Source organism: Shewanella subflava, from assembly GCF_025971955.1.
Classification (GTDB): domain Bacteria; phylum Pseudomonadota; class Gammaproteobacteria; order Enterobacterales; family Shewanellaceae; genus Shewanella; species Shewanella subflava.
Genome location: NZ_JAPDMX010000025.1, coordinates 103,428 through 119,457, shown reverse-complemented (window position 1 = coordinate 119,457; position 16,030 = coordinate 103,428). Strand labels below are relative to the sequence as shown.

General features: G+C 42.1%; 16 protein-coding genes and 2 tRNA genes. 6 read left to right on the top strand and 12 right to left on the bottom strand.

The window, feature by feature from the left end:
- Positions 1 to 75: 75 nt before the first annotated feature.
- Positions 76 to 561, bottom strand: coding sequence for a YajQ family cyclic di-GMP-binding protein (locus OHT75_RS10900; RefSeq protein WP_264726510.1), 486 nt, complete (start codon positions 559 to 561; stop codon positions 76 to 78).
- 153 nt (positions 562 to 714) lie between these two features.
- On the opposite strand from OHT75_RS10900, the gene OHT75_RS10895 reads away from it, so the two are divergent.
- Positions 715 to 1,083, top strand: coding sequence for a VanZ family protein (locus OHT75_RS10895; protein ID WP_264726508.1), 369 nt, complete (start codon positions 715 to 717; stop codon positions 1,081 to 1,083).
- Positions 1,084 to 1,095: 12 nt separating this feature from the next.
- Positions 1,096 to 2,037 (top strand): ketopantoate reductase family protein, encoded by a 942-nt coding sequence (locus tag OHT75_RS10890; RefSeq protein WP_264726506.1) that lies wholly within the window; start codon positions 1,096 to 1,098, stop codon positions 2,035 to 2,037.
- Between the two features lies 1 nt (position 2,038).
- Here OHT75_RS10890 and OHT75_RS10885 read toward each other — a convergent pair whose 3' ends face one another.
- The 8 genes from OHT75_RS10885 to hemA all read right to left on the bottom strand — a co-directional run bounded on the left by OHT75_RS10885 (position 2,039) and on the right by hemA (position 9,740).
- Positions 2,039 to 2,911 carry a DMT family transporter gene (locus tag OHT75_RS10885; RefSeq protein WP_264726504.1) on the bottom strand — a complete coding sequence of 291 codons (873 nt, stop codon included), beginning with the start codon at positions 2,909 to 2,911 and terminating at the stop codon, positions 2,039 to 2,041.
- Between the two features lie 61 nt (positions 2,912 to 2,972).
- Entirely contained in the window at positions 2,973 to 3,824 is an 852-nt protein-coding gene (gene kdsA, locus OHT75_RS10880; RefSeq protein ID WP_264726502.1) for a 3-deoxy-8-phosphooctulonate synthase, read from the bottom strand.
- Positions 3,825 to 3,841: 17 nt separating this feature from the next.
- A complete protein-coding gene (locus OHT75_RS10875; protein ID WP_264726500.1) occupies positions 3,842 to 5,089 on the bottom strand; it encodes a DUF819 family protein in 1,248 nt (415 codons plus the stop codon).
- 154 nt (positions 5,090 to 5,243) lie between these two features.
- Positions 5,244 to 6,032, bottom strand: a complete 789-nt coding sequence (locus OHT75_RS10870; RefSeq protein ID WP_264726499.1) for a transglutaminase family protein — start codon at positions 6,030 to 6,032, stop codon at positions 5,244 to 5,246.
- A gap of 10 nt (positions 6,033 to 6,042) precedes the next feature.
- Positions 6,043 to 6,438, bottom strand: a complete 396-nt coding sequence (locus OHT75_RS10865) for a SirB2 family protein (RefSeq protein ID WP_188840497.1) — start codon at positions 6,436 to 6,438, stop codon at positions 6,043 to 6,045.
- Between the two features lie 87 nt (positions 6,439 to 6,525).
- Positions 6,526 to 7,380 carry a peptide chain release factor N(5)-glutamine methyltransferase gene (gene prmC, locus OHT75_RS10860; RefSeq protein WP_264726497.1) on the bottom strand — a complete coding sequence of 285 codons (855 nt, stop codon included), beginning with the start codon at positions 7,378 to 7,380 and terminating at the stop codon, positions 6,526 to 6,528.
- A gap of 9 nt (positions 7,381 to 7,389) precedes the next feature.
- On the bottom strand, positions 7,390 to 8,475 hold the full coding sequence (prfA, locus tag OHT75_RS10855; protein ID WP_264726495.1) for a peptide chain release factor 1: 1,086 nt from the start codon (positions 8,473 to 8,475) through the stop codon (positions 7,390 to 7,392).
- 14 nt (positions 8,476 to 8,489) lie between these two features.
- Positions 8,490 to 9,740 (bottom strand): glutamyl-tRNA reductase, encoded by a 1,251-nt coding sequence (gene hemA, locus OHT75_RS10850; protein WP_264726493.1) that lies wholly within the window; start codon positions 9,738 to 9,740, stop codon positions 8,490 to 8,492.
- Between the two features lie 211 nt (positions 9,741 to 9,951).
- Here hemA and lolB point away from each other — a divergent pair, with 211 nt between their 5' ends.
- The 4 genes from lolB (at position 9,952) to OHT75_RS10830 (ending at position 14,819) form a co-directional block, all read left to right on the top strand.
- Positions 9,952 to 10,557, top strand: a complete 606-nt coding sequence (lolB, locus tag OHT75_RS10845; RefSeq protein ID WP_264726492.1) for a lipoprotein insertase outer membrane protein LolB — start codon at positions 9,952 to 9,954, stop codon at positions 10,555 to 10,557.
- Between the two features lie 36 nt (positions 10,558 to 10,593).
- The gene (gene ispE, locus OHT75_RS10840; protein ID WP_264726491.1) at positions 10,594 to 11,457 is read left to right on the top strand and encodes a 4-(cytidine 5'-diphospho)-2-C-methyl-D-erythritol kinase; all 864 of its coding nucleotides are present in this window, start codon (positions 10,594 to 10,596) and stop codon (positions 11,455 to 11,457) included.
- A gap of 82 nt (positions 11,458 to 11,539) precedes the next feature.
- Positions 11,540 to 12,487, top strand: a complete 948-nt coding sequence (locus OHT75_RS10835) for a ribose-phosphate pyrophosphokinase (RefSeq protein WP_261297401.1) — start codon at positions 11,540 to 11,542, stop codon at positions 12,485 to 12,487.
- A 187-nt stretch (positions 12,488 to 12,674) separates the two neighbouring features.
- Positions 12,675 to 14,819, top strand: a complete 2,145-nt coding sequence (locus tag OHT75_RS10830; RefSeq protein WP_264726489.1) for a M3 family metallopeptidase — start codon at positions 12,675 to 12,677, stop codon at positions 14,817 to 14,819.
- 451 nt (positions 14,820 to 15,270) lie between these two features.
- On the opposite strand, the gene OHT75_RS10825 is transcribed toward OHT75_RS10830, so the two are convergent.
- From OHT75_RS10825 to OHT75_RS10815, 3 genes are all read right to left on the bottom strand, one after another.
- Positions 15,271 to 15,561: a YkgJ family cysteine cluster protein gene (locus OHT75_RS10825; protein ID WP_264726487.1), complete on the bottom strand. Its 291-nt coding sequence runs from the start codon at positions 15,559 to 15,561 to the stop codon at positions 15,271 to 15,273.
- A 263-nt stretch (positions 15,562 to 15,824) separates the two neighbouring features.
- Positions 15,825 to 15,899, bottom strand: a tRNA-Gln gene (locus OHT75_RS10820).
- Between the two features lie 44 nt (positions 15,900 to 15,943).
- Positions 15,944 to 16,028 (bottom strand) — tRNA-Leu (locus OHT75_RS10815).
- Between the last annotated feature and the right edge of the window lie 2 nt (positions 16,029 to 16,030).

The following is a 16,030-nucleotide window of genomic DNA, read 5'->3' as shown; positions in this document are numbered from 1 at the left end:
CTAGGCTTAAACGCCCTAGACAGTAAATGAAAAACCGACACATAGGATGTCGTTTTTTGTTTAATATGGTGCCTGTTAGTCTTTAAAATTTTTAAACTGAAAAGGTTGGTCTAATTCAGATTCACGGGCAATGCGCATAACCGCTTGCAGGTCGTCACGCTTCTTACCTGTGACTCGAATACTGTCCCCCTGAATAGCCGCCTGTACTTTCAGTTTGCTATCTTTAATCAGCTTAACCAATTTTTTAGCCGTTAATGCTTCAATGCCTTCTTTAAACTTCACTTTTAACGAAAAAGTTTTACCACTGTGAACCGCTTTTTCATCCACCTCCATTGAGGCAGGATCAACATCACGTTTACTTAATTGCATGCGTAACATATCAACGAGTTGATTACACTGAAAGTCATCTTCAGCAGATAATGTCACCACTAAATCTTTAAGCTCAACATTGGCATTTTTACCACGAAAATCAAAGCGGGTGTCTAATTCACGTTTAGTATTATCGACTGCGTTGCGTACTTCTTCTTTTTTAACTTCAGACACGATATCCATTGATGGCATAAGAAACCTTTACTAAAACTAAGAGAATTTAATTCATTTTAACGCAATAAGGGGCTTTTAGGCGAGATAGACACGGAATATAGATGACTTTAAGCACGAGTTTTCTTATGATGGGGCAAATTTTTACTAAGCCCCAAGGCAGATGTAACACTTGTGATCAATTATCGGAATTTTTTTAAGTTAGCGCTATTGGTAGCGGTTGTGGTAACCAGCTACTTGGTATTCTCAAAACCTAACTATCCGCAAACCTTCCAGCATATGGATAAAGTTGGCCACTTAGGTAGCTTCTTCGGCTTAGCGTTCCTTGCGCATTATGCATTTAAACCCAAATGGTATTATTTGTTTGGGGTATTAGCTGGCTATGCGATTTTAATTGAACTTGTTCAATCAAGATTACCTTACCGCAGTGCATCTATTGGTGACGTTATCGCTGATTTAGCTGGCATCGTGTTGTTTTACTTACTTAACTTCAGCTTTGTGCAATATAAAAAGCTCAAAGCTAAGCCTAGTCAAGCTGAATAATCGGTGTCAATAATGACAATCTATAGAATTGGCATTATTGGTGCTGGCGCTATTGGGCAATTAATATTTCAACAAATATCAACAAGTAAGCCTAGGCTTTCTCAACGCCTTTTGGTTCAGCTAATTAGCCGTGAACCTGAGTCTGTGCCGCAAACTTTGCGCTTTACGGATATCAATCAACAGCAACAACACGAAGTGGTCGATGTGCTAGGTGTACACAGCCCTGAAATCGCTAAGCTTGATGTGATCATAGTGTGCGTTAAAGCCTACCAAGTTGAAGCTCTTATCAATGAATTACTGCCAAATTTGGCGCCAAACTGCCATATCATTCTGCTGCATAATGGTATGGGACCACATATTCATTTAGCGCAAAAACTATTAGCTTATCCACAAATGGGCTTAAGCCTTGCGACAACTTCCCAAGGAGCGCTTCGCTCGGCAAAATGGCACATTGCTCATACGGGTATAGGGCAAACAATCATAGGTCATTATTCAGGGATAACACTTAAACAACCGCTTAAAAATATACTATTAAAGGCGATCCCTAATGCCAGTTGGCATGATCAGATTCTTAGTGCTTTATGGCAAAAACTCGTCATCAATTGCGCCATTAACCCGCTGACAGCATTTTACCAATGCAGAAATGGTCAGTTAGCAAACGATGAATATAAAGCGGAAATTAAACAGATTATTGCAGAGTGTATTAACGTCGCTGCAGCTGATAACGTTGAACTAGAGATGTTGGCATGCCATGAGCTTGTCTATAAAGTGATAGCTTTGACCAGTAATAACCTGTCATCAATGTACCAGGACATTTATCATCAGCGCCAAACTGAAATTGACTATATTAGCGGTTACATTGTTGCTCGAGGTAGGCACCATCAGATTGCCGTGAAGGCCAATAATATCAATCTTGAGCGTATCAAAAGCCTTGAGGCGCAAATCAGTCATTAAGCTAATTCCACATAACCAAAATTGCCGCAACGGCAATTAATAATAACCCAAGCATATCGTTTACTTTCACTTTTTGCTTCAGCCAAAAACTGGCAATCAGCATCATGAAAAACACCTCTATTTGCCCAAGCGTTTTGACATAGGGTACAGCCTGTAAGGACATTGCTGTAAACCAACCTATTGAACCAATACAGCTGGTGATGCTGATCAGTAATGTTAATTTAGGTCTTTTGAATAAATCTGATAAGGTCGATTTATCATAAACCATTAAATAACTGACCAATAAAATCGTTTGCAAACCTATCACTGCCAGCAGCACCCAAGCTGCACCATGGGGGAAAGGTGCATCCAGTTGTAAGCTAGCTTCTCGCACCCACAGCGACGTCAACGCAAAAGCGCTACCACAGGCTAAACCTAGTAATACCGTTTTTATAGATAACTGTTTAAAGCCTTGCTTAGCACTTAATAGCATAATGGCAATGCCACCGATAACCACTCCCAGCCAACCTAGCGCACTGAGTTGAGTACCAAAGAATAACATCCCCAAAATGGCTGCAACCAATGCCTCACTTTTTGCCAGCCCAGCACCGACTGCAAAATTTTGCATTTTAAACAGCTTAACCATTAAGCCTGTAGCCAAAATTTGCATCAAAGATGCGCCAACAACAAATTGAGTAAAAGCAATACTAAAATGGGGGATCTCTGCGGGCTGCCACTGGTACAAACTCAATAGGTAAACAAGTGCGATAGGACCCGCCCAAATAAAGCGCGCTAACGTGACGCCAGCAATATTCACCTCTTGGCTTAATTGGCTTTGAAACGCATTGCGCCAAGCCTGCATAAAAGCAGCAAGTACCGTAAACGCTATCCACATTATCTATTAACCCTTTACCATTTATCTATAAAAAAGCCCTGAAGGTTCAGGGCTTTAAAAATTACTTACTGGTATCAATATAATCAAACGATTTAACTAAATCATCAACCGCTTTCATTTGGGTGAGATAATTTTCTAGCTGATGTAAAGGTAAAGCACATGGGCCATCGCATTTAGCGTTGTCAGGATCAGGATGTGCCTCAATAAATAACCCCGCAATACCTAACGCCATGCCACTTCTAGCAAGCTCGGTAGCTTGAGCCCTTCGTCCACCCGCGGAATCAGTTCGTCCCCCAGGGCGCTGCAGCGCATGTGTTGCATCAAAAATGACTGGATAACCAGACTGTTTCATTTCGTCCATACCCAGCATATCAACGACTAGGTTGTTGTAACCAAAGCAGCTGCCACGCTCACACAATAAAATATTATCATTACCTGCTTCGTTAAACTTGTTAACGATATGACGCATTTCATGTGGGGCTAAAAATTGCGGTTTTTTCACATTAATAATGGCACCCGTTTTGGCCATTGCCACGACTAAGTCAGTTTGACGGGCTAAAAAAGCAGGCAATTGGATAACATCAACCACTTCGGCAACAGGCTGACATTGATACACTTCATGCACGTCAGTAATAATAGGAACATTAAAGGTACGCTTAATTTCTTCAAAGATTTTTAAGCCTTCTTCCATACCTGGACCGCGGTATGAATGAACCGATGAACGGTTGGCTTTATCAAAAGAGGCTTTAAACACATAGGGAATACCCAACTTTTGAGTGACTTCAACATAGTGTTCTGCTATCGACATCGCTAAATCACGCGACTCAAGCACATTCATGCCACCAAACAATACGAAGGGTTTATCGTTGGCAACTTCAATGCCATTTGCTAATTCAATGATTTTCTGATTCATTTGACCCTCTTAGCGATTTACGCGCCAATAATTTGTAAAAACTGACCACATAGCCAAGCCATGTAAGTACCTAATGCATAACCTAATACAGCCAGCAACACGCCAACCGGAGCAAGAGCTGGATGGAACGCTGCAGCCACGACGGGTGCAGAAGCTGCCCCACCCACGTTAGCTTGACTGCCTACCGCCATATAAAATAACGGCGCTTTAATTAATTTCGCCACTAATAGCATAAATCCTGCGTGAACCAGCATCCACACAATACCCACTAAAAAGTAAATGGGGGTATCCATTATTTTGGTTACATCCATATGTAAACCAATCGTCGCGACTAGGACATATAAAAATGCGGTCGCCACTTTAGATGCTCCAGCGGCTTCTAAGTGTCTAACGGGAGTGAACGACATCGCTAAACCAATCGTCGTCACAATCACGACTAACCAAAAAAACTTTGACGTCAAACTGTAATCGGCTGTCCAAGGATAATGGGTTTCAAAAAATGGCCCTAAAAAGTCAGCAGCCAAATGGGCGAAACCGGTAATACTAAAACCAACAGCAACAATCATCATTAAATCACGCTGACTAGGAATGCGAGCATTTTCTGCATGATACTTTTCAACTTTAGCTTTAAGTACTTCAATGGCTCGGGTATCAGCCCCCGTTTTAGCATCAATCTCTTTGGCTTTAGATGCCATAAATAATAACACTGCCATCCAAATATTGGCGACAATCACATCAACGGTGACCATGACAGAAAATATTTCCCCTCCAACATCATAAATCTCTTTCATGGCGGCTTGGTTAGCCCCGCCTCCAATCCAGCTACCCGCAAGTGTTGTCATCCCTCGCCAAACCGCATCTGGACCATTGTTGCCAATCAGCGATGGGTCGATAAATGAAACCAGTAATAAAGCTATTGGCCCACCAATAACAATACCGACTGTGCCAGTGAAAAACATGATTACCGCTTTTGGCCCTAAGCCCAAAATAGCCTTTAAATCAACACTGAGAATCAACAAAACTAAACATGCAGGCAGAAGATACCGTGAAGCCACAAAATACAATTGCGATGCATGACCATCAACAACCCCAAACGTGTTCAATAGCGAGGGCAAGAAGTAGCACAATAACAGTGCAGGTATAAACTTATAGAATTTTTGCCAAAAAGGATGTGGTGAAGAGCTGGTGTAAAATACAAAACCTAAAATGGCTGCGAGTAAACCCAATGCGGTAGCGTCATTCGTGACCAGTGCAGACGTTGTCATGCAATTTTCTCCCTTGCAAATGCAGTGTAAAAGCGATTTTCGCTTAAATTATTTGTTATTTTTATTGTTTATTTTATTCAAATACAGAGGATTTACTCATTTGTATATTGAACGGGCGTATCATAACAAATCAGGCTCAAAAGAGCCTGATTTGTTAATGATAAATTTGGGAGTGCTGGCTAAGTTCCTTCAACTGCATTTTAACCAACTCAATGACAGGATCATGGGGGCTATTATCAATGAAGTGCTGCAAATCAGACATCGCCACTTTTATGCACCCTAATTGCTGAGCAATAAAAGCACGCTCACGATTAAGATGCACGTCGTCAGGATGCCATTGCAACAATAAATTACAGCACTCCATCGCTTGCTCAAACTTTTGACTCACAATACAACCCGCTTTTAATTCATGGAGCATGCGACTAATTAAGCGCTTAAGTGTGGCGGGTTTAATATGACTTGGTTTTAATTTAGCAGCATTACCAAGCTCACCACGCACTAAAGAGTGTAACTGATGTCGAGTTAACTCTTTGCCCGTTAATGGATCAAAATAGCGAATTTTATCATTTAACAAACTACGTAATACCGTTTGCCCAGGCAGTAACACCGCATCTAAAGGTAAATCTAGCTGCTTTGCCAAAAGCACCAATAAAGTTGCAAGCGTTGTACTGTTACCCTGCCTTTTCAACACACAAAAACACAGATCAGCGGCTTCCACGCTAAAGTAATCTTCCCGTGCTTGAAAACCTAAATCATTATAAAACCAATTAAATAGTCTTTGTAAGCGCGTGTTTTGATCAACAACATAATGGCTCAATACGGAGCCAGCCATTTCATACCATGCCCATAAGGCAGGTTGAGCGCGAGAAAAACCTAAATGTTCAGAAAGCTCAAATGCAGTTTCAGGTATAGAAACTGCATCATCAAGTTGAAGTTTTGCCATTAAAAATCAATTAACCCATTAATACGACTTGTTTAAAATGAGCCAGCTTGGCCGCTAACACTAACCAACCGATTGCACCAATAAAGGCAAAAAACTTGAACAGTTTATTTCGGTTAGATTTAAGTGCCATGATCCCTAATACAATGTATGCCACAACACAGATGATTTTTTCGGTCATCCATGGATCCACAAAAGGATACTGCTTGATCATAAAGCAAAGGGTAAAGCCTGACACTAATAAGAAAGTATCAATTACATGTGGTGCCACTTTAAGAAATTTTCTGTCCATCAGCGGTGATTGGCGAATATGCAGTACAAAGCGCAAAATAAAAAATGCGACGCTCAAAGCAATAAACATTAAATGAGTATGTTTTACCGCTGGATATAAACTGTAAAATGTTTCCATTATTGTTGTTCTCAGTTGGGCATAAATAAAATAGCGGCTAGTTTACTCGATAAACTAACCGCTTTCCAATAGCATTGGGTACGATCGCTAATCAGTCCATGTTCCTATGGTGCAGCGATCGTTACTGCCAAAGTCGCGCACTGTCGCCACGTCTATGTAACCTAAATCAATCAATTTCTGTCTCACTTTCATCGCTTGCTGATAACCATGTTCAAGCAACAAGAAACCGCCAGGCAATAAATGCTCACGTGCTTTATCGGCAATATGATATAGATCGGCAAAGCCTTCATCCGCAGCAGTCAAGGCACTTTGCGGTTCAAAGCGAACATCGCCCATGTGCAAATGCTCGTCTTGCTCGTCAATATAAGGCGGGTTAGAGACAATCAAATCAAAGTCTCTATCTTTGACCGCACTAAACCAATCTGATTGTAAAATCTCAACTTGTTCAAGGTTAAGATTGGCGCGATTGGCTTTGGCAAGCGCTACCGCTTCAGGTACTTTATCAATCGCAGTAATACGCCATTTAGGTCTTTCATGGGCAATGGATAATGCTATTGCCCCCGTCCCAGTGCCTAAATCCAGCACTCTTGCATTAAAACGCACATCAAGATTAAGTGCTGTTTCAACTAAAATTTCAGTATCTGGGCGCGGAATGAGTGTCGACTCATTCACAATAAAAGGTAACGACCAAAATTCACGCTCGCCTATAATATGCGCGACAGGCATGCCTTGTTGACGTTTTTTGACCATTTGCTGAAAGTTTTTAAATTGCTCGACCGTCAATGTTTTTTCAGGCCAAGTATATAAAAAACTACGCGATTTATTGAGACAATGCACCAGCAATGCCTCTGCATCTACGTGGGCAGATTCAGAGGTAGAGGCGAGTTGAGAAAAAGCCCATTGTTGGGCTTCGACTATGGTTGAATAAGATGACTGCGGCAAAAGATGTCCTTAGTCGCCAGACAAGGCTGCAAGTAAATCCGCTTGATGCTCTTGCATAATCGGATCGAGCAATGCGTTCAAATCACCTTCCATTACTTCACCTAAGCGATAAAGCGTTAGGTTGATGCGATGATCACTGACTCGACCTTGTGGGTAATTGTAAGTTCTAATACGTTCAGAACGATCGCCACTTGCCACTAGGCTACGACGCGTCGATTCTTCTTCACTGCGACGTTTTTCATCTTCAACGGCTTGAATTCGAGCCGCTAAAACACTCATCGCTTGCGCACGGTTTTTATGTTGCGAACGTTGATCCTGACACTCAACAATAATTCCCGATGGAATATGGGTAATACGAATGGCGGAGTCAGTTTTGTTCACGTGCTGCCCACCGGCACCAGATGCACGGAACGTATCGACTTTTAAATCGGCTGGGTTGATTGAAATCGCTTCAGCTTCAGGCACTTCATGCATAACCACCACGGTGCATGCAGAGGTGTGCACACGTCCCTGAGATTCGGTTTCAGGAACACGCTGTACACGGTGTCCACCTGATTCATATTTCAAGCGGCCATAAACGCTTTCACCACTGACTTTAACGATAATCTCTTTAAAGCCACCGTGTTCGCCTTCGTTGACGCTCATGATTTCCATCTGCCAACGATTTGCTTCAGCATACTTGCTATACATACGATATAAGTCGCCAGCAAAAATAGCCGCTTCGTCACCACCTGCTCCAGCACGAATTTCCATAAACGCATTGGTATCATCGTTTGGATCTTTAGGCAGTAACAGAATTTGTAACTCATCTTCTAAGCGGGCTAATTCTACTTTAGCTTGCTTGATTTCTTCTTGGGCCATTTCACGCATTTCAGCGTCATCTTCTTCAAGCATTTCCTTTGCAGACTCTAGGTCTAATTGGGCTTGTTGAAAATCTTTGAAACCTTTAACGACATCTTCAAGTTGAGAGTATTCTTTTGATAGTGCGCGAAAACGCTCTTGATCGGCAATCACGCCAGCATCAGATAATAAAGCCAGTACTTCTTCATTTCGCTCAAGCAAGCCTTCAAGCTTGCGGATAACGGATTCTTTCATTTAGCTCGCTAACCTTAATTTTTATCGAGTCCGAGCGCTATTCTTAATTGTCCTAACGTATTCAAATCGCCTTGACGGCTTGCTGCCGTTAACGCTTGTGTGGGTGCGTGGATCAGGCGATTGGTTAATCTATTCGCTAATTCCAATAATACTTGCTCGCCATCGCCACCTTGAGCCAATTTGTTCAAGGCACGCTCAACTAACTCGTCTTTAATTGCCACACTTTGGCTGCGATACTCACGAATACTGTCAACAGACTCTAAAGAACGCACCCATTCCATAAATATATGGGATTGTTCTTCAGTGATTAATTCAGCTTGCTCGGCCGCTTCCTTTCGGGAAGCCATGTTCTGTTCAATGATACTATGTAAATCGTCCACAGTATAAAGGAAAGCGTCGTCTAACTCACCGACTTCCGCTTCAATATCTCTTGGCACGGCAATATCAACCAGCAACATAGGTTGATGACGACGTTGTTTAAGTGCCTTTTCGACCATACCTTTGCCTAAAATAGGCAATGGACTGGCGGTAGAGGATATCACAATATCAGCCTTAGCAAGGTAATCAGGAATTTGTTGAAGTGTAATTGCTGTTGCATTGAACTCTTCACACATAGCTTGTGCGCGTTCGATGGTTCGATTTGCGACAACAATGGAAGCCACTTCATTATCTTGTAAATGTTTAGCCACAAGCTCAATGGTTTCACCAGCGCCAATCAACAATACTTTTGTGCGGCTTAAACTAGAGAAAATATGTTTGGCCATACTCACTGCAGCAAATGCTACCGATACCGCAGCTGCACCAATTTCGGTTTCTGTACGGACTTTTTTTGCCACTGAGAAGGTATTTTGAAATAATCTGTCGATGGTGATTGCGGTTGTACCCGCTTCTTTGGCTTTGGCAAAGGCTTGTTTTACCTGCCCTAGAATTTGCGGCTCACCTAAAACTAAAGAATCTAAGCCTGAAGATACCCGCATCAAATGTTTTACTGCAACTTGCTCTTTGTAGGCATAAATGCACGGCATTAATTCTTCATGGCTTAAACCATGATAATCCTGCAGCCATTCGATAATGTCAGTTTCGCTGGCGTTATTACAATAAAGTTCAGTACGGTTACAGGTAGACACGATCACAGCTTCACCCGTTGTGGTGCGGCTGGCCAAGCTTTTCATCGCATCGTGTATTCTGTCTGGCGAAAAAGCGACCTTTTCACGCAAATCTACCGTGGCGGTTTTATGGTTTATCCCGATTGCTACTAGGCTCATCTGCTCGTTCTAAGTTCTTCTCGGTATCGTTAATTAGGCTATTCTACTTAATCAGCCCGATTAAAAACACAATAGGGTTAACAAAACCGAATATATGTCTAATTTTTTCTTTCTGGTAACAATATCTTAATTTGAATTGCAAAAGCATTTTTACAACTTTGCTAATGAGCAGTATTATAGAGGCATCCTCAGTTTTGTATACGAGCGTCTTTTGCCACGTTTTTTCAAATTATACTATTTTGCCATAGTCACGGCTTTGCTGCTGTTAAGTGCGTGTAGCACATTACCGACTCAAGAATATCAACCCATTGATGTTGCAAATACCCAAGAAGCCAATAATTGGGAGCTTCAAGGCAAAATTGCATTCAAGTCTGCAACCGATAAATTTAGCACTAACCTATATTGGTTTCATCATCTTCAAGGTAACGAACTTCGTTTAACTACGCCATTGGGCACTAATGTACTGACATTACAAAATGTTCAAGGTCTGGCTACATTAGAGGTTGATGGTAAAACCTACCATGATAATAATGCCCAAGCATTGTTAGAAGGAGTCAGTGGGATAACTATCCCTTTTAGTGATATTCCGTTATGGCTCACGGGTAGAATTGGCGCCAACGATAAAGTCATCAGCTATAATTCTGCTGGTCAAATTCAGCAATTTACTAGTCCTGATGCCCAATCCGACTGGAAAGTCAGTTTTATTAACTGGCAACATCAAAGCGGCGCATTACTACCTAGACAGTTAAAGATAGAACGTAATGATGTTCAGATTAAAATTCAAACCAATTTGTGGCAGGCATTAATGCCAAAGTAAAAATTAAAATGTGAATAAAATAAATAGGATAAAAAATTGAAAACCACTCTCCCAATATCCAAAAGCTGGCCCGCGCCTGCAAAATTAAATTTATTTTTACACATTACTGGTCAACGTGAAGATGGCTATCACGAACTGCAGACTCTGTTTCAATTTATCGATCATTGTGACTATCTTGATTTTCATATCACTGAAACACCGGAAATTCGCCTGCATTCAAATATGTCTGATTCTGTCCCTGACAGCGATAACTTAATTCTTAAGGCTGCAAAATCGTTAAAAAATTACACAGGATATTATGGCGGCGCAGACATTTGGTTGGATAAATTACTGCCAATGGGTGGCGGTCTTGGTGGCGGCTCATCGGATGCAGCAACCACATTAGTCGCGTTAAATGCGCTGTGGAATACACGCCTGCCAAATGCAAAACTGGCAGAACTAGGATTAGCGCTAGGTGCTGATGTACCAGTGTTTATTAATGGTTTAGCGGCTTTTGCTGAGGGGGTAGGTGAAAAACTTCAAAACGTTACCCCACCAGAACTTTGGTACTTAGTAATCACGCCTGATACACATATTTGTACCCGCAGTATTTTTCAACATCCCGATTTACCCCGTTGTACTCCAAAACTTCACATGGACACATTAATGTCCAATAAATGGACAAATGATTGTCAAAATTTAGTTACCAAAGAACACCCTCAAGTTGCCAATGCCTTAAGCTGGCTGGTAGAATATGCGCCGTCGAGAATGACCGGAACAGGCGCATGTGTGTTTGGGGAATTCGAACATTCGCTACAAGCATTTGACGTTTTAGCGCAATTACCGCCTGAGATGAAAGGCTTTGTAGCAAAAGGGCTCAATACTTCTCCGCTATTAGCGAGATTAAGTAAGCTCGATTAATATTCTTCTGAGTCAATTTTGAGTGCGAACACATAAAATTGATTTAGCCACTAATTTTAAGCAAACACCTGAGGTTCATAAAGTGCCCGACATCAAGCTCTTTGCTGGTAACGCTACCCCAAATCTAGCCGCCAAGATTGCCGACCGTTTATTTTGCAAACTTGGAGACGCAGTTGTAGGCCGTTTCAGCGACGGTGAAATCAGTGTTCAAATTAACGAAAACGTACGTGGTGCAGATGTATTTATCATCCAATCTACTTGTGCACCAACTAACGATAACCTAATGGAATTAATCGTGATGGTTGATGCACTTCGTCGTGCTTCTGCTGGCCGTATTACTGCAGTAATTCCTTACTTCGGTTATGCTCGTCAAGATCGTCGTGTACGCAGTGCTCGTGTACCTATTACCGCTAAAGTGGTTGCCGACTTCTTATCAAGTGTGGGTGTTGACCGTGTATTAACTTGCGATCTACACGCTGAGCAAATTCAAGGTTTCTTTGATGTGCCTGTCGATAACGTTTTTGGTAGCCCTGTGTTATTAGAAGATATGTTAGCGAAGAAATTAGACAACCCAGTTGTAGTGTCACCCGACATCGGTGGCGTTGTTCGCGCACGTGCTGTTGCTAAATTACTCGATGATTCAGATCTTGCCATCATCGATAAGCGCCGTCCTCAAGCAAACGTTGCTCAAGTCATGCATATCATCGGTGATGTTCAAGGCCGTGACTGTATTATTGTTGACGACATGATTGATACTGGTGGCACCTTATGTAAAGCGGCAGAAGCCCTAAAAGAACACGGCGCTAACCGCGTGTTTGCTTATGCAACTCACCCAGTATTTTCTGGTAATGCCGCCCAAAACATCGCCAACTCAGTGATTGATGAAGTGATCGTAACGGATACTGTACCGTTAAGCCCTGAAATGCTTAAAGTCGGTAAAGTATCACAGCTCACTATGTCGGCTGTACTAGCTGAAGCTATTCGTCGTGTCAGCAATGAAGAGTCTATCTCTGCAATGTTCCGTCACTAAAAACAAGATACAGTAAACACTTATTGATCCCGTTTATTAATGCCGTTTGTAAGACTACAAACGGCATTTTTTATAGCCCCATTTCATCAATATCGTTTTTCCCCACTGGATTAAGACGCTTTTAAGATAGGATTGATACCTTGTCAGCACAAAAATAATAGACACAATTTATTGAAGGTTTACTTATATGCACAAGGCATTACTGGCAGTATCAATAGCCGCATCGTTAATGGCGACAGGTTGCTCAATCGGCAATAACGCATCAACAACTCAAACCCCACTCGCACCAAATGTGCAGATGCAAAATCCATTATTAACACCTAGTACTTTACAGTATCAAGCGCCTGACTTTAGCATCATTAAAGATGCCCATTTCCAACCCGCATTGACGCAGGGCATTCAAGAGCATTATCAGCAAATTCTCGCTATTGCCAACAATAGCCAAGCGCCAACCTTTAACAACACAATTGTTGCGATGGAGACCAGTGGAGAATTACTCACCCGCACTTCGCAAATTTTCTACAATCTAACAGGCTCAAATAGCAATCCAACATTGCTTAAAATCCAAGGTGAAATGGCGCCTATTATGGCCGCTCATTCAGACAATATTCATCTTAATAGTGCTTTGTTCAAGCGTGTTGATAGTCTTTATCAGCAACGCGACTCGCTCAATTTAACCGCCGAAGAGGTGCGTTTAATTGAAGTGTATCATCAACGTTTTGTACTGGCGGGTGCCAAGCTAACCGACCAGCAAAAAGCGCAAATCCGTTTATTAAACGAAGAGCAATCAACTTTAACCAATGAGTTTAGTCAACGCTTACTTACATTAACCAAGCAAAATGCGGTAGTGGTTGATTCTGTTGATGAGTTGGCTGGATTATCAGACAGTGAAATACGTGCAGCAAAAATGGATGCTGAGGCGCAAGGTCATGCGGGCAAATACGTCATTAATATCACCAATACGACCCGCCAACCTATATTAGCCAAACTTGAAAACCGCCAACTGCGCGAGCGTATTTGGCTCGCTTCAGCTAACCGTGGTTTAAGTGGCGAAAATGAAACCGCATCCTTAGTCTCACGTTTAGCACAACTTCGCGCCGAGCGTGCAGAATTACTCGGTTTTAAAAGTTGGGCTGATTATCAATTAGCGCCACAAATGGCAAAAACGCCTGAAGCAGTTTACAGCATGTTTGGCTCTATGGTGCCAGCCGTTGTGGCAAATACCGAGAAAGAAGCTGCCGATATTCAAGCGATGATAACCAAAACCGGTGGTAACTTTACGCTCGCACCGTGGGATTGGGAGTTTTACGCAGAAAAGGTACGCCAAGATAAATTTGATTTAGATTCTGGCTCAATTAAGCCGTATTTCGAATTTGAACGTGTATTACAAGACGGGGTATTTTTCACCCTTGAAAAACTTTATGGTGTGACTCTCAAGCCTCGTCCAGATTTGCCTGTTTATCATGAAGATGTCAAAGCTTATGAAATGTTTGATGTTGATGGCAGTTCAATGGCCATTTTCTACGCAGACTACTTTGCGCGTGAAGGGAAGCGTGGTGGCGCATGGATGAGTTCATTCGTTGGTCAATCCACATTACTAGACACTAAGCCTGTGGTAGTTAATGTGATGAACATTAAAAAAGCCCCTGAGGGTGAGCCTACATTTGTCAGCTACGATGAAGTCACCACTATGTTCCATGAAATGGGGCATGGCACGCATGGAATGTTCTCCAAAGTTAAATACCCAAGCTTAGCGGGAACCTCTGTATCACGCGATTTTGTTGAATTTCCATCTACATTTGAAGAAGACTGGGCCGCCCATCCTGAAGTGTTAGCCAATTACGCTAAACATTACCAAACTGGCGAAGTGATCCCAGACGCGCTTCTGCAAAAGTTACTTAACTCACGAAGCTTTAACCAGGGGTTCGATACCTTGGAATATATGGCCGCAGCACTATTGGACTTAGAATGGCATTCATTGCCCGCAGATGCGCCGCTACAAGATGTGGCAACCTTTGAAGCGGCTGCACTGAAAAAACATGGCGTTGACATAACTGCGGTACCACCTCGTTATAAATCAAGCTTCTTTGCCCATTCATTCCCGGGGGGATATTCAGCCAGTTACTATGCTTATATGTGGAGTGAGATCTTAGCTGCTGATGCCTTTGCCTATGTACAAACTCAGGGCGGTCTAAATCGTGAAATAGGCATGAAGTATCGTAAAACGATCCGAGAAGTTGGCAATAGCGTGCCACCAATGGAAGCTTACCAATCTTTTAGAGGACAAGCGCCGACTACAGATGCACTACTTAAGCGCCGTGGTTTAAATTAACCTTCATTAAAATGACAATGCCGCTAATATTAGCGGCATTTTTTATTTTTCGCCCCTAAACCACCTACTTCAGTAGGGGGCTATCATCAATTAGGCTCTGCCTGAAGTACGTTCAATAGCTGATTAACTCAAGTAATACGTGCTTTGCTAATGATGCGGTACAAGCTTCTAAACCAGGGATGATTTAGTAGAGCCTCTAGGGATATATTTACGGCGTCTTGTCACGCACGGTAGGAAAGCGCCCTTTTAGGGAGTGATATCAAAGCCACCTTCTTCAGAAGGTGCAGATTCAACAGATTGAGCTTATTTTGTAGCAAACTTGTCATTTGTTTTGAAAACAAGGCGCATTAATACGTCAATAACTGGCCTATTTCACGTTTATGAAACGTAGTTAGCAAGACAAATGGCTGTTTGGTAAGTGTTTATTATCCCGAGCTGAGGTTAAGTAACCTCAATTCACTTCGGCTCTTTGGGTGACACACTCATAGGAGCCCATTTCAAATTCACGGCAAATCCAGGGGCGATTTTCATAAATCGTACACATCATGGTTTCTCTATCTAATGCAGCGCACCAACCATCAGATAAACGCAGCATGGTTTCCCCGCCCCACTTATCAAATGAGATGTATTTCTTAGGGACGCCGGTTTCAGAAATAATCATCACTTCTAAACGGCAACAACATGCCTTGCAACTGGAGCAGCTCACCGTTTCAGTGGTAATGTGTTTTATTTTTATTTGCATGTCAGTCTAGTTTTACACTCATTACACTGCATGGGCAGCATCAAGGTGGCTATTATCGATATCTTTGGGCTTTATCGTTGAATACTGCATTGCGGCACATACTTATCCCCCTCGCCGATCTTAAATAAGCCGGTCAAACGTTCTAAAACAAAAAACTGAATGAGAATAAAGCATGACAACAGGGTACAGTAAAGTACTCAGCATTATCATAAATATTTTAAATGAGTTTTAAACAAGATATGAGAGTTGCAATAAAGATGATATGGCTGGGGTACTAGGATTCGAACCTAGGAATGCCGAGATCAAAACCCGGTGCCTTACCACTTGGCGATACCCCAATTAATTTTTATTTCGAGAGGAATTGCTTTACAGAAGTATTTGATGGTACGGGAAGAGAGACTTGAACTCTCACACCTTGCGGCACCAGAACCTAAATCTGGCGTGTCTACCAATTTCACCATTCCCGCAT

Excerpts from the sequence above, each read along its gene's own strand:
- prfA (WP_264726495.1), bottom strand. The coding sequence starts at position 8,475 with ATGAAAGAATCCGTTATCCGCAAGCTTGAAGGCTTGCTTGAGCGAAAT.
- OHT75_RS10875 (WP_264726500.1), bottom strand. The coding sequence starts at position 5,089 with ATGACAACGTCTGCACTGGTCACGAATGACGCTACCGCATTGGGTTTA.
- OHT75_RS10900 (WP_264726510.1), bottom strand. The coding sequence starts at position 561 with ATGCCATCAATGGATATCGTGTCTGAAGTTAAAAAAGAAGAAGTACGC.
- OHT75_RS10890 (WP_264726506.1), top strand. The coding sequence starts at position 1,096 with ATGACAATCTATAGAATTGGCATTATTGGTGCTGGCGCTATTGGGCAA.
- OHT75_RS10870 (WP_264726499.1), bottom strand. The coding sequence starts at position 6,032 with ATGGCAAAACTTCAACTTGATGATGCAGTTTCTATACCTGAAACTGCA.
- OHT75_RS10865 (WP_188840497.1), bottom strand. The coding sequence starts at position 6,438 with ATGGAAACATTTTACAGTTTATATCCAGCGGTAAAACATACTCATTTA.
- hemA (WP_264726493.1), bottom strand. The coding sequence starts at position 9,740 with ATGAGCCTAGTAGCAATCGGGATAAACCATAAAACCGCCACGGTAGAT.
- kdsA (WP_264726502.1), bottom strand. The coding sequence starts at position 3,824 with ATGAATCAGAAAATCATTGAATTAGCAAATGGCATTGAAGTTGCCAAC.
- OHT75_RS10830 (WP_264726489.1), top strand. The coding sequence starts at position 12,675 with ATGCACAAGGCATTACTGGCAGTATCAATAGCCGCATCGTTAATGGCG.
- OHT75_RS10825 (WP_264726487.1), bottom strand. The coding sequence starts at position 15,561 with ATGCAAATAAAAATAAAACACATTACCACTGAAACGGTGAGCTGCTCC.
- OHT75_RS10885 (WP_264726504.1), bottom strand. The coding sequence starts at position 2,911 with ATGTGGATAGCGTTTACGGTACTTGCTGCTTTTATGCAGGCTTGGCGC.